Origin of the sequence: Blochmannia endosymbiont of Camponotus sp. (assembly GCF_023586365.1) — a bacterium.
GTDB lineage: Bacteria > Pseudomonadota > Gammaproteobacteria > Enterobacterales > Enterobacteriaceae > Blochmanniella.
Genome location: NZ_CP097759.1, coordinates 377964 through 391700 on the forward strand (window position 1 = coordinate 377964; position 13737 = coordinate 391700).

The 13737-nt window shown below is 30.0% G+C and carries 17 protein-coding genes, 1 tRNA gene and 1 rRNA gene; 6 read left to right on the top strand and 13 right to left on the bottom strand.

Going from position 1 to position 13737, the window contains the following annotated elements; genetic code table 11:
* The first annotated feature begins 1091 nt into the window (after positions 1-1091).
* Entirely contained in the window at positions 1092-1694 is a 603-nt protein-coding gene (locus M9407_RS01535) for a peroxiredoxin C (RefSeq protein WP_250235318.1), read from the top strand.
* 112 nt (positions 1695-1806) lie between these two features.
* On the opposite strand, the gene M9407_RS01540 is transcribed toward M9407_RS01535, so the two are convergent.
* The 3 genes from M9407_RS01540 to dnaQ form a co-directional block, all read right to left on the bottom strand.
* Positions 1807-1880: transfer RNA gene (locus M9407_RS01540), tRNA-Thr, on the bottom strand.
* A gap of 209 nt (positions 1881-2089) precedes the next feature.
* Positions 2090-2668 (bottom strand): D-sedoheptulose 7-phosphate isomerase, encoded by a 579-nt coding sequence (gene lpcA, locus M9407_RS01545; protein ID WP_250237394.1) that lies wholly within the window; start codon positions 2666-2668, stop codon positions 2090-2092.
* Positions 2669-2898: 230 nt separating this feature from the next.
* Positions 2899-3648 carry a DNA polymerase III subunit epsilon gene (gene dnaQ, locus M9407_RS01550; protein WP_250237395.1) on the bottom strand — a complete coding sequence of 250 codons (750 nt, stop codon included), beginning with the start codon at positions 3646-3648 and terminating at the stop codon, positions 2899-2901.
* Between the two features lie 58 nt (positions 3649-3706).
* Between dnaQ and rnhA the strand changes: the two genes are divergently transcribed.
* The 3 genes from rnhA (at position 3707) to M9407_RS03340 (ending at position 5339) form a co-directional block, all read left to right on the top strand.
* Positions 3707-4162, top strand: a complete 456-nt coding sequence (rnhA, locus tag M9407_RS01555; RefSeq protein ID WP_250237396.1) for a ribonuclease HI — start codon at positions 3707-3709, stop codon at positions 4160-4162.
* A gap of 270 nt (positions 4163-4432) precedes the next feature.
* Positions 4433-5188 (top strand): hydroxyacylglutathione hydrolase, encoded by a 756-nt coding sequence (gene gloB, locus M9407_RS01560; protein ID WP_250237408.1) that lies wholly within the window; start codon positions 4433-4435, stop codon positions 5186-5188.
* Positions 5189-5258: 70 nt separating this feature from the next.
* On the top strand, positions 5259-5339 hold the full coding sequence (locus M9407_RS03340) for a hypothetical protein (RefSeq protein ID WP_420022296.1): 81 nt from the start codon (positions 5259-5261) through the stop codon (positions 5337-5339).
* Positions 5340-5501: 162 nt separating this feature from the next.
* On the opposite strand, the gene rrf is transcribed toward M9407_RS03340, so the two are convergent.
* From rrf to tsaC, 3 genes are all read right to left on the bottom strand, one after another.
* Positions 5502-5617: ribosomal RNA gene (gene rrf, locus M9407_RS01565) — 5S ribosomal RNA — on the bottom strand.
* A gap of 192 nt (positions 5618-5809) precedes the next feature.
* On the bottom strand, positions 5810-6685 hold the full coding sequence (gene aroE, locus M9407_RS01570; protein ID WP_250237397.1) for a shikimate dehydrogenase: 876 nt from the start codon (positions 6683-6685) through the stop codon (positions 5810-5812).
* Between the two features lie 26 nt (positions 6686-6711).
* Entirely contained in the window at positions 6712-7254 is a 543-nt protein-coding gene (gene tsaC / locus M9407_RS01575; RefSeq protein WP_250237398.1) for an L-threonylcarbamoyladenylate synthase type 1 TsaC, read from the bottom strand.
* A gap of 473 nt (positions 7255-7727) precedes the next feature.
* On the opposite strand from tsaC, the gene def reads away from it, so the two are divergent.
* Complete coding sequence (gene def / locus M9407_RS01580) at positions 7728-8249, top strand: peptide deformylase (protein ID WP_250231347.1); 522 nt, start codon at positions 7728-7730, stop codon at positions 8247-8249.
* A gap of 8 nt (positions 8250-8257) precedes the next feature.
* Positions 8258-9226, top strand: a complete 969-nt coding sequence (fmt, locus tag M9407_RS01585) for a methionyl-tRNA formyltransferase (protein WP_250237399.1) — start codon at positions 8258-8260, stop codon at positions 9224-9226.
* A 66-nt stretch (positions 9227-9292) separates the two neighbouring features.
* Here the strand turns inward: fmt and rplQ are convergent, their stop codons facing one another.
* The 7 genes from rplQ to secY are packed head-to-tail and all read right to left on the bottom strand — an operon-like array spanning position 9293 to position 13736.
* Positions 9293-9670, bottom strand: a complete 378-nt coding sequence (gene rplQ / locus M9407_RS01590) for a 50S ribosomal protein L17 (protein ID WP_250231352.1) — start codon at positions 9668-9670, stop codon at positions 9293-9295.
* A gap of 39 nt (positions 9671-9709) precedes the next feature.
* On the bottom strand, positions 9710-10702 hold the full coding sequence (locus M9407_RS01595; protein WP_250237400.1) for a DNA-directed RNA polymerase subunit alpha: 993 nt from the start codon (positions 10700-10702) through the stop codon (positions 9710-9712).
* 37 nt (positions 10703-10739) lie between these two features.
* Complete coding sequence (rpsD, locus tag M9407_RS01600) at positions 10740-11363, bottom strand: 30S ribosomal protein S4 (RefSeq protein ID WP_250231354.1); 624 nt, start codon at positions 11361-11363, stop codon at positions 10740-10742.
* A gap of 40 nt (positions 11364-11403) precedes the next feature.
* Positions 11404-11796, bottom strand: coding sequence for a 30S ribosomal protein S11 (rpsK, locus tag M9407_RS01605; RefSeq protein WP_420022294.1), 393 nt, complete (start codon positions 11794-11796; stop codon positions 11404-11406).
* 40 nt (positions 11797-11836) lie between these two features.
* Positions 11837-12193 (bottom strand): 30S ribosomal protein S13, encoded by a 357-nt coding sequence (gene rpsM, locus M9407_RS01610; RefSeq protein WP_250237401.1) that lies wholly within the window; start codon positions 12191-12193, stop codon positions 11837-11839.
* A gap of 45 nt (positions 12194-12238) precedes the next feature.
* Positions 12239-12355 carry a 50S ribosomal protein L36 gene (rpmJ, locus tag M9407_RS01615; RefSeq protein WP_250231358.1) on the bottom strand — a complete coding sequence of 39 codons (117 nt, stop codon included), beginning with the start codon at positions 12353-12355 and terminating at the stop codon, positions 12239-12241.
* Positions 12356-12401: 46 nt separating this feature from the next.
* Complete coding sequence (gene secY, locus M9407_RS01620) at positions 12402-13736, bottom strand: preprotein translocase subunit SecY (protein WP_250235388.1); 1335 nt, start codon at positions 13734-13736, stop codon at positions 12402-12404.
* Position 13737: the final 1 nt, after the last annotated feature.

The following is a 13737-nucleotide window of genomic DNA, read 5'->3' on the forward strand; positions in this document are numbered from 1 at the left end:
GTTGGATTAATTAAAATTAGTTGATTTTATACGTAAAGTTAATTTACTCATTATTACATTATAGTATTTAATTGTATCAAAAAAGTATTTTTAAGGAAATATTATGCCTACTGTTACAAATATTTATTATACATGGGTATACAATATTAATTACTGATATATTATTTAGATCGATTTTTATTTACGAGTGAAAATATGGTGATAAGTTTTACAATCAATATTATCTAATATTATTTACGTGATTATTTAATCCTTAATCGATTACATTTTTGTATTATCCTACATATTCTTATTATTTACTGCTTATTAAATTAAATATTAATTTTATTGCGACAGAGGTCACGCACAAGTGTTTATTTAATGATTAGAATATGTAGATATTGGCCATGAAAATCTCAATGATATCATTGAATTTATATATTACAAATCACTATTGTTACCTGATAACATCAAGTATCATGAATTTTCTGACTTTAACTTTTTTTAAGAAGATCTTAAATAATCTAATTAAATTTATTCAGTTATTTTTAAATCAAGTGCTCATAATTAATATGAAATTTTCAATTTAGATACAAGGATTTTAGTTTTTAAGAAATATAAATAAAAAATCCACAAGTATTTATAATTTTTTTATAAAATACTGACTTTTAATTAATAAATAACTTACATTACTCTCAATATAGGGTAATTATTGTGGTTCTTTGTATTTATTATTACGAGATATTAAATTCGAATTAATAGTTTAATATTGAAAATAAGGATTTAAGATAAATTACACAGTAATGATCGATTATAATTATTGTTAATAATAAAAAATAAATTTTGTTGCCGAATCATGTTATTGTAGATATAGTATTCACATGAATAACAATGCTAAATAAGTAAATTAGCAACCCATAAAAAGAATGAGACTTTACAAAGAAACGTTTAAACAGATAAGAAGTTTTTTATTTAAAAAATTTTTACATAGTATTGTTTGCATAAAAATAGTTTAATCAGTAAAATAAATACTGATTATCAGTATCGCTATTTACATGTTTAATATCGTTAACGTCTTAAATAGATTACAATAAAAGCTATAAGGAATCAATATGGTATTAGTTAGTCATTGTGCTCCAGATTTTACTTCTTCCGCAGTATTAGGAAGCGGCGAAATTATAGATAATTTTAATTTATCAAATTATATTAATAAAAAAGAAGCAATAGTGTTTTTTTGGCCTATGGATTTCACTTTTGTATGTCCATCGGAGTTAATTGCTTGCGACAAACGTTATGTTGAGTTTCAGAAACGAAATGTGGAAGTTATTGGAGTTTCTATAGATTCAGTTTTCGTTCACAATGCTTGGAGAAAAATTCCTGTAAGTCAGGGAGGGATTGGATTATTGAAATATCCTATGGTTTCTGATATAAAACGTGAAATTATTAAAAAATATGGTATTGAACACTCAAATAAAGGCGTGGCTTTACGCGCTTCTTTCTTAATAGACAAATCGGGAGTTATACGTCATCAAGTAGTTAATGATTTGCCTTTTGGTAGAAATTTTGATGAAATGATTCGAATGGTAGATGCCTTGCAGTTTCATGAGGTTCATGGTTTGCTTTGTCCCGCTCAATGGGATAAAAATAAAAAAGGACTAGAAGCGTCACAGAAAGGGGTAGTCGATTATCTTTCCGACAATTTCTCTCAATTATAGCTATATGTATATATTATATAGCGGTAAAGTAATAGGTTGTGCTGTTTGATGGATATAGGTATAAAATTATAATCAAAAATTATTTAAATTGTAAAAAGTTGACATACAATTATGCCGATAATAGGATTTGAACCTATATCCTTCGCATTACGAATGCGCTGCTCTGCCTATCTGAGCTATATCGGCATTTGTTTGCTAAAACACTCGCGCGGATAATCTAATATCTCTACTTTTCCGTAGGGCACAAAGCGTCCAGTTCACTGAAGCATACACGGACCTAAGTGTATCAAATGTGTACAAAAAAAACAAGTAAATACATTTTTGTTTTTATTTATATGATTTCCATTATGGATGGGTTGCGCGTTAACATCAATTTTCATTATTTCTCACGAAATTCACACCATTTCTTTCTCTATAAGCAGGATAAGTAAATGAATTATTTTAATATGAATTTCTTGAATATGATCAAGATAACTTGCATATGGCGCGCAAATTTCTATATCTATATAATCGGATAATTTGTTTTCTTTTTTTTCTCCGGTCAAAAAAATTATTTTCATACTTTGTTTGTATGCTGCTTCTATAGCATATAGAATATTAGTTGATTCTCCGGAAGTAGAGATAGCAAATAGTACGTCTTTCTCATTTCCAACAGATTCAATATAACGAGAAAAAACATATTTGTATCCAAAATCATTACTGACACACGATAAATATGAGGGATCAGAAATAGCTATCGCTGCATAACCTGCGCGATTGCTTCTATAGCGTCCGGTTAGTTCTTCTGAAAAGTGCATAGCATTACAGTGTGAACCACCATTTCCACAGGACAAAATTTTCCCTCTTTTTTTAAAAGTATTAGCAATAAGTTTTGCAGATGATTCTATTGCTTGAATGTTATGTTTTTCACGAGAAAACATCTGCATTATTTTTATAGTTTCATTAAATTCGTTATAAATTAAATCATGATACATAATTACTCCTTCAAAATAATAAATATATATATTGTTATGATATTATGCATTATGCCGAACTAATAAATTAGAGACATGAATTTTTTTTTATAATTATTCATAAAAAATATATTTATTTTCAATTTAAAACTTATCTGTAATATAGAGTATATTTATACTTACAAGCGTATCTACTGTTTCCATTTTATTATAAGAAACAATCCGAAAATTATTATTTTGTTACATCATTATTATTGTCGCCATATACAGCATTTATTGAGCTGTTGTATATTATCTAAATATTCTTCGTGAGCTAATTTTTCTTGTTCGTTAGCATAAATTATTTTTAATGATGTTTTATTTACACATTTTGTATTGTTTGGGCCCATTATATTACTCATTTTATTATTTGATATGTTTGTATTCGTTATGTCCATAAATTTCATTTTTATTTGGCCTCCACTCATAGACAAAAATACATTAGCTAAAAGTCGTGCATCAAGCAATGCGCTATGTAAATTGCGTCGATTATCATTATTAATAAAATAACGCTCGCATAATGCATCTAAACTGTTACGTTGTCCTGGAAATTTTTTTCTAGCTAATTTTAAGCTATCAATTATAGTGCAGTAAGATTCTATTGTTTTTGAGTTTGCGTTGCAAATTCGTAATTCTTGATTAAGAAACCCTAGATCGAAAGGAGCATTATGAATAATTAATTCACTGCCGCGAATGAATGTTAAAAATTCATTTATTATTTCTGAAAAAGTTGGTTTATTTTTTAAAAATTGATCGCTAATTCCATGTATCTGGATGGCTTCGATATCAATCATACGATTTGGTTTCAAATAAATATGGAATGTATTATCAGTTAGATGACGGTTTATTATCTCTACTGCACCTATTTCAATAATCCTATGTCCTTCATAATGTGGTCCAAACTTGTTCATTCCAGTGGTTTCAGTGTCTAAAACAATTTGTCGTATAATATTAGTGCTCATAGCTTTTCATTTGTGTCACACTAGTTATTTGAATTGAAATGATAATATATCCTATAATATGTATAAAAAAATAGAAATTTTTACGGATGGATCATGCCTTGGTAATCCAGGTCCAGGTGGTTGTGCTGCGATATTACGATATAAACAACATAAGAAAGAATTTAGTGTTGGATACCGCTTAACTACCAATAATCGTATGGAATTAATGGCAGCTATTATCGCATTAGAATCACTTAAAAATCCCTGTCAAATCATTTTAAATACTGACAGCCAATATTTATTACATGGTATTACTCAATGGATTCATATATGGAAAAAACATCACTGGAAAACTTCTGAAGAAAAATTAGTGAAAAATATTGATTTATGGCAACGGTTAGATGTAGCGATACAAATTCATGGTGTTATACATTGGAATTGGCTAAAAAGCCATACTGGGCATCCAGATAATGAACGATGCGATCAATTAGCTCGATTAGCTGCTAAACGCCCTCTACATGAAGATTTTTATTAATGATAATAATATTACCGGAATCAGTATTATTACATAATTCATTATATATAAAGTTCTTATTTATTGAAATTCTTATGAATTAAACTTATGTATCTTTTGATTTAACCCTGACACAACGTTATTTATTTGTAATTTACGAAATTTCTGTTGCGCTTATATTTATATTGAAAACAACTAATCTAAGTACTAAAAATAATATTTTTACCCATTGAATATTTCTGAAAAAATTTTAAAATACTTATTTTTAAATTTGCATCACTATGACTAATGATGAATCTTATGAGAGTCCCTGCATTAAACACTAATTATATTTGGTTTTTATATAATTATAAAAATGAATGCATAATTATTGATCCTGGAGAAGAAACAAGGGTACTAGATGTTTTAAAAAAATTCCAATTTAAATTACGAGCGATTTTATTAACCCATAATCATATTGATCATGTCAATGGAGTAGCCCCGTTAATTCAACATTTTCCAAAAACAATTGTTTATGGTCCCGTGGAAACTAAAAATCATGGCTCTCACTTCTTAGTATCAGAGGGAGATGATTTTGTATTATTACACAAAAAATTTAAAGTTCTTAATTTGCCTGGGCATACATCCGGGCATATTGGGTTTTATAGCGCACCCTGGTTATTTTGTGGAGATACTGTATTTTCTGCGGGTTGCGGTAAAATTTGTGTAGGATTCGCTCAACATATGTATGAATCTTTTTTAAAAATTAAACATCTTCCTCATAATACTTTAATTTTCAGTGGACACGAATATACTTTATCTAATGTTAATTTTGCTATTTCTGTTTTACCTCAAGATCCATTCATTATTAACTATCGCAATAAGATTATTAGATTGCATAACAACAACCAACCCACCGTGCCAACAACGCTAAATTTAGAACTAAAGGTTAATCCTTTCTTTCGTTGTGGTAACCCAGATATAAAAAAATCATTAAATTTACCCTGTAACCTTAAAGAAGAATGGCGAGTTTTTTCTGAATTACGTAAGAAAAAAGATTTGTTTTAATCTTTATTTTAGTGCAAGTTACTGAATTTCAGCGATTGCCTCTTATTATAATTTTTTATTTTAAAAATTAATTACATTTCTAATTAAAACTTTTTTAAATTTTATATCTTATACAAATGTTAGTTCTAACTGTAGTACAATATTATATTGATGTTTAGTATGTTTTTTATTTTCTATAAACAAATAAAAAACTCGTTAATTATTATAATAATTTATCTATTTATATAGATACAAAAAAATCAACCTATCTATATTATTTTTTAACTAATTTATAATCATCGATGATAGAATTATATTCTGTGCCAGTTTAAATACTTGGCGGCCCCCTACTCTCGCATGAGGACACCCCACACTACCATTGGTACTACGACATTTCACTTCTGAGTTCGAAATGGAATCAGGTGGTACTATCGCGCTAATGCCGCCAAGTATGATCTTTTCATAATGAATCAAACATCAATAAATCAATTCAAAATCCCATATTATATAGATTTTTTTTTAAAAATCAAAATAAACTCTACAAATTATAGATTTCATCTACGCAATAACCTTTTAATAATAATAAATCTCTGATAAAAGTATCATACCCTGTATTTATTTTATTATCAAATCAATACAATTTTACATATAAAGTGCAGATCTTAAATGATTTATCACAGGATCAATAGTAGGAAATAAATTATGCCATAAGAAAAATGAATGAGCTGCTTGTCCTACTAACATACCTAATCCGTCTGCACAATAATTTGCCCCATTTTTTTTACACCATGTTATAAACAACGTATCTTTTTTTGTATAAAATAAATCATAACATTTAGTATCCGGAGTAACAAGAAAAGATGGTATTTTTGGAATAGTATTGTGTATATTGCTGGTTGTGGCGTTAATAATTAAACTATATTTATTCGTGTCATAACGTAATTTATATAAGGGTAGACATGATATGTTTTTATATCCTATTTCCTGATAATAAGATGTTATTTCTTGTGCTCTAGAGAACGTTCTGTTTACTATATTTATGTGACATGTTGTTATAGTAGTCAATAACATAGGAATAATTCCTTTTGCAGCGCCCCCAGCGCCAATTAACAGAATTGACGTTACCATAGTGGTGAGTTGATCATGAGAAGCGATATGATTGTTATTATCTAACCAATTAAGACGTTTTAAATCACTAATAAATCCTACACCATCAGTATTATCTCCCAGTAAAGTACCGTTTTTTAGTTTTTTTATCGTATTAACCGAACGAGCTTGTTCAGCTCGTTCGGTTAATTGATTACACAAAAAATATGCATTTTCTTTAAATGGAGAAGTAATATTTGCTCCCAATCCGCCTAACTTAAAAAAATTATGTAATAAATCATTAAAATTATCTTGTACTGCCAATTTAAGGTGATATTCTTTTGATATTCCAATTTCATGTGCAAATAATGCATAAATTTCTGCTGATTTGCTATGTCTAATTGGATTACCAAAAACAGCAAAAGAGCTCATCTATTTATCTCCTTGAATAGTAGAAATTATTCACGAATTATTTTACCAGTCATAACATCTCTAATTGTTGAGGGATTGGGGCTTCCAAATATATCTTCATGCATGATAGATATGTTATGTCCAAGTTGATCGTGTACTTCTGCAATAGTACGTGTGGGAGGCTGCCCAGATAAATTTGCACTAGTAGATACCAAGGGTTTTCCAAAAGCTAAGCAAAGACGTTGAATTGGTTCAAAATGACTGACTCGTACTGCTAAAGAAGAAAATTGACCCGTTAACCAATATGAGCTATTAGATTTTGACGGAAATACCCATGTCACCGGCCCAGGCCAAGTAGCAAAAACTCGTGATAGTTGGCTTGCATTTAAGCAACTATCGTCAATATACTTAAGTAATTGTGTGTAATTAGCGGCAATTAAAATTAAACCTTTCTTCCAAGATCTATTTTTTATTTTTAGTAAAGTGAATATCGCTTTTTTATTATCAGGATCACATCCTAAACCAAATACTGATTCTGTAGGATAAACAATCACTTTACCTTGGCTTAGTTGTATAAGTAAATCTTTCATATTTGATGCAGGAAATGTCCTTATTTTAGATTGTGATTCCAATTAATGATTTCATAAAAGTAGCATATTTTATTATTTTATTTAAAATAAGGTGTTTAAAACAATAAATTGTCAAGTATTAGTTAAGTAACTTTTAAACTTATATGTAATATCTATAATAATTTAAGATTCTTATACATCAATTATTTTTTAATAAAATATAGTTATATATTTTATTAAATATTTTGCGGTACAGCGTACGTTATTTTTGTATGTATTTAATACACGTTAAATATTTATTTAATTATTTAATTCAACAACAAGTTCTGGATATCAAGAACAATTCCAAATGTCATTGATTCCTTAATGAAATTTTTATTTCAATATATTATCATTTACGAATATAAAATATTTATTATCATATCTTGATTATATTCACAAGTCACTAGATAATATATAGAAATTAAAAATTTTACGTAATAATTTTTTATTTTATGTCAATATTAGAAATACTGTATTATCCTGATAAACGCCTTAGAACAATCGCTGATCCTGTTGTTGCAGTATCTGATGATACTAATCAAATTATAAATGATATGTTTGATACTATGTATTTTAAAAAAGGTATTGGATTAGCTGCAACACAAGTCAATATTCACCAACAAATTATTGTTATTGATCTTTATAAAAAACACAAACAACGTTTAGTTTTTATTAATCCTGTTATTATAAAAAAAACAGGTGTTATTAGTATTCCTGAAAGTTGTTTATCTATTCCTCAAATATACGAGATTATTCCGCGTTCAGAAAAAATAACCATTCAATCATTAGATCAATATGGTAATCAATTTGAGATGGAAGCTAATAATTTATTAGCAATTTGCATTCAACATGAAGTAGATCATTTATTTGGAAAACTTTTTATCGATCATTTGTCTCCACTAAAAATCAAAAAAATTCATAAAAAAATAAAAAAACTATCTAAAATATTTAAAAAAAGTCAGTTCTCTCTTTGATATATATTATGGTACATTCAAAATCATTACGTATTGCTTTTTTTGGAACCACAAGTTTTGCGGCGTGGCATTTATATACATTGGCTCACTTATCTACGCATCAGGTAATAGCAGTGTTTACTCAAGAGATGCAAGTACCTAAATGTAAATCCTTTTTATCTTTGTATAAAATAGCAAAAAAATATAATATATCGTTATTTCAATCTCGTATTTTATCTATTTCTGATATTATTTATATTATTAAAAAAATTGACGTGGATTTGATAGTAGTTGTGTCTTATGGATTAATTTTACCTCAAGAAATATTAAATATACCACGACTAGGTTGTATTAATGTACATGGTTCACTATTGCCTCGTTGGCGCGGACCAGCGCCAATTCAGCGTGCATTAGAACATGGTGATTTCATTACAGGAGTAACCATTATTCAAATGGATTCAGGAATAGATACTGGAGATATCTTGCATATTATGCCTTGCAAAATTTTTCCAAAAGACACTAGTTATACTCTTTCTAATAAATTAATGAATATTGGATCTACCATGTTATCTCAAGTACTGGATCGGTTTGTATTAGGTACATCTACTCTGATACCTCAAGATGCAAGTTATGCTACATATGCGCATAAATTAAATAAACAAGAAGCACGTATCAATTGGAATTTATCAGCAATCCAATTGGAACGATGTGTCCGAGCTTTTAATCCATGGCCAATTAGTTATTTTCAAATAAAAAATGATCGCATTAGAGTATGGGATGCCGAAGTAAGCAATCAAAACATCAATAACTACTCTTCGTCATCACCTATATTACCTGGTACCATATTAGCAACTAATTCAAACGGTATTTATGTTGGCACTGGTGCTGGAATATTAATACTTACCGCGCTACAAATTTCAGGAAAAAAAATAACATCTGCGCACGATATTCTTAATGCATACAAAGAATGGTTCAGACCTAACTCTGTGTTAGAATAAAATGATCGAGATATGTTTGTTTTCGTTATTAGACTTAATTATATATATCCCTATGTTATTTCTTTTTTATATTTTTTGTTTTATTTTAGATCGTTCCACTAGTTCTATATATGCCATTGGAGCGTTATCTCCTTTACGTAATCCACATTTTAGTATGCGAGTATATCCTCCAGGTCTATTATAGAAATGCGGACTAATTTGCGTGAACAATTTTGTAACAACATCATTATTTCTAATTTTAGAAAAAACTAGACGACGATTTGCAATCGTATCCACTTTACTACGCGTAATCAACGGCTCAATAATACGGCGCAATGCCTTAGCTTTAGATAAAGTAGTTTTTATTATTTTATGAATTACCAATGAAACAACCATGTTTTTAAACATAGCCTTACGATGAGCACTAGTTCTGTTTAATTTAGAACCGCTTTTTCGATGACGCATAATAAATTACCTTTGTTTTAAACATTAAATTATCCATGATTAATTATCTAAAATATTCGTAGGAGGCCAATTTTCTAAACGTGTTCCCAAAGATAATCCACGAGATGCTAATACATCTTTTATCTCTGTTAATGATTTTTTTCCTAAATTAGGGGTTTTTAATAGTTCTACTTCTGTTCGTTGTACTAGATCTCCAATATAGTGAATAGATTCTGCTTTTAGACAATTAGCAGAACGTACAGTCAGTTCTAAATCATCAACAAGGCGTAATAAGATTGGATCAAATTCTGGTTTTTCTTCTTTATGTTCTGGTTGATGTATGTCCCTCAAATCAATAAATGCTTCAAGTTGTTCAGACAAAATTGTTGCTGCGCGCCTAATTGCTTCTTCCGGTTCTATAGTTCCATCCGTTTCCATATCAATAATTAGTTTATCTAAATCTGTACGTTGCTCAACGCGAGCAGCTTCTACATTATAAGAAATCCTTTCTACCGGGCTATAGCATGCATCTAATAATAACCGACCAATTGGTAAGATATCTGATTCAGAATTAAACCGAGAAGAAGCTGGAACATAACCTCGTCCACGCTGTACTTTAATACGCATACTAATAGATGCATTTCTGTCAGTTATATGACATATAATATGATTAGGGGTAACAAGTTTTACACTATTGCTATCATACAAAATATCATTTGCGATTACAGGCCCAATACCGGATTTTTTCAAAGTTAAAGTAACACTATCTTTTCCTTCAATTCTAATCGCTAATTTCTTTAAGTTGAGTAAAATCTCTAAAACATCTTCTTGTATACCTTCTTTTGCACTATATTCATGTAACACCCCATCAATTTCAACCTCTGTTATAGCATATCCAGGCATTGAAGACAGTAAGATACGACGTAGAGCGTTTCCTAAAGTATGACCAAATCCTCGTTCTAACGGCTCCAAAGTAACTTTAGCGCGTGTTTCAGTAATTTGTTCAATATCTACTAAACGTGGCTTTAAAAATTCTATTACAGAATTCTGCATGTTTCCTCTCTTTTTTTTACTATTTCACAAATTTTACTTATTTTGAATATAATTCGATAATCAAATGTTCATCGATATTTGCAGATAATTCTCTACGCTCTGGATAACGTTTAAATAAACCTTGTAGTTTAATGGGATCTACTTCAATCCATGCTAATTTTTCTCTTTGCTGCTCAGAAAGCTCTAAAGAAGCACGAATCCTAGATTGATTATATGATTTTTTATGTATTTTAATTACAGTATTAGGCGCAACTTGGTATGAAGCTATATTAACGATACGATTTTCAACCATAATGGATTTATGACTGACTAATTGACGGGCTTCAGCACGTGTTGCTCCAAATCCCATACGATACACAGTATTATCCAATCTGCTTTCTAATAATTTTAATAAATTTTCACCAGTATTACCTTTAATACGTGCAGCTTTCTTATAATAATTAGAGAATTGACGCTCTAAGATGCCATATATACGTTTAACTTTTTGTTTTTCTCTTAACTGTATTCCATAATCTGAAAACCGAGATTTACGCATATTATGTTGCCCTGGAGGTTGTTCAAGTTTACATTTAGAATCAATAGCACGAATACCAGATTTTAAAAAAAGATCTGTACCCTCACGACGACATAATTTAAGTTTAGGTCCTAAATATTTAGCCATATTTTTTTTTATTCCTTACAAATAAACTAATGAATCTTCTTTAGACACGGCGTTTTTTAGAAGGACGGCAACCATTATGAGGAATTGGGGTGACATCAGTAATGCTAGTAATATGAAATCCTGCCGCATTTAACGCTCGTACCGCAGATTCACGTCCTGGTCCTGGCCCTTTAACCATAACTTCTAAATTTTTTATTCCATATTCTTGAACTATTTCAGCACAACGCTCTGCTGCTATTTGCGCAGCAAATGGTGTAGATTTTCGAGATCCTCTAAATCCAGAGCCTCCAGCTGTAGCCCATCCTAAAGTGTTACCTTGCTTATCACTAATAGTGATTATAGTATTATTAAAAGATGCATGTATATGGGCTACGCCATCTAAAATTTGTTTTTTGAGCCGCCTGCGCGCTCGAAGATTGGATGATTTAATCATTTTATATGTGTGCTTTTTTATTTATTAATACTTATTTAAATTATTTGTTCATTGACTTACGAGGGCCTTTACGGGTTCTGGCATTTGTTCTAGTTCTTTGCCCCCGTACTGGTAAATTACGACGATGACGTAATCCTCGGTAAGTACCAAGATCAATTAAACGTTTAATATTTAGAGTTACTTCTCGACGTAAATCCCCTTCTACGATATATTCATCAACTGCATCACGTAATTTATCTATATGAATTTCAGACAATTTACAAAGTTGTATATGCTCATCTATACCTGTATTCAAACAAATTGATCGCGCACGGGATTTTCCGATACCATAAATAGACATTAAAGCAACAACGGCATGTTTTCTATCAGGAACATTGACACCTGCTATACGCACCACTATTCTTATACTCCTAAAAGTTAATTATTCTATGTTGAACAACAATTATCCTTGTCGTTGTTTATGCTTTGGATCTACGCGACAAACTACACGAACAACGTTATGTCTCTTCACAATTTCACAATAACGACATATTTTTTTCACTGACGTACGTACTTTCATAATTTTTCCTATAATCATATTAATCATATGTATATGATTTGTTTAATCAATAATTAAAATGTTTCAGATTTGCTTTTTTAAGCACAGAGTCATATTGACTAGACATCATTAAAGTTTGTATTTGGGTCATAAAATCCATAATTACCACAACTACAATAAGTAAAGATGTTCCTCCAAAATAGAAAGGGACTTTCATAGCAATTCTCATAAACTCTGGCACTAAACAAATAAATGTAACGTATATAGCGCCAATGAAGGTCAAACGAATCATAATTTTATTAATATATTTTGCAGTTTGTTCTCCCGGTCTAATCCCGGGAACAAATGCTCCCGATTTTTTTAAATTTTCAGCTGTTTCGCGCGGATTAAAGACTAAAGATGTGTAAAAAAAACAAAAAAACATAATAGCTGCCGCGTAAAGTAAAATATATAGTGGTTGACCTGGTTGTAGATACAAAGAAATAATAGTTAACCATTGCCAACTAGTGGTACTGCCGAACCAAGAAATTACAGTACCCGGGAACAAGATGACACTAGAAGCAAAAATAGCAGGAATGACACCAGCCATATTTACTTTAAGTGGTAAATGTGTACTTTGAGCAGCATAAATACGACGACCTTGTTGGCGTTGAGCATAATGTACTAAAATGCGACGTTGTCCCCGCTCCATAAATACAACAAAAAAAGTAATACTCAATACCAAGCAAATAATTAAAATTAATATAAAAAAATGTAGCTCATCTTGTCTCACTTGTTCTATGGTATGTCCTATAGCCAATGGTAAGCCAGCAATTATCCCCGAAAAAATAATAATTGAGATACCATTGCCTATGCCTCTGTTAGTGATTTGATCGCCTAACCACATTAAAAAAACAGTACCACAAACAAGACTAATAATTGCTATACAATAAAAAGAAAATCCCGGATTAATCACTAACCCCGATACATTAGGCAAACTAGTGACAATGCCTACTGATTGTAATATTCCAAGTATTAAAGTACCATAACGAATATACTGGTTAATTATTCTCCTGCCACTTTCTCCTTCTTTTTTAATTTCTATTAAAACAGGATGTACTGCAGTTAACAGCTGAACAATAATTGAAGCTGAAATATATGGCATAATTCCTAAACTAAAGATAGAAGCGCGACTTAAAGAGCCTCCAGAAAACATATTAAACATCTCGATAATAGTACCGTGTTGTTGTTCAATAATTTGCGCCAAAACAATCAAATCTACCCCTGGAATTGGAATAAATGATCCTACACGAAAAATGATTAAAGCGCCAATCACAAACATAATTCTACGTTTCAAGTCGCTTAATCCGCCTTTGATACTTTGAAAAGTAGATCTAGATCGTTGTTTATTAGTAACTGTCATC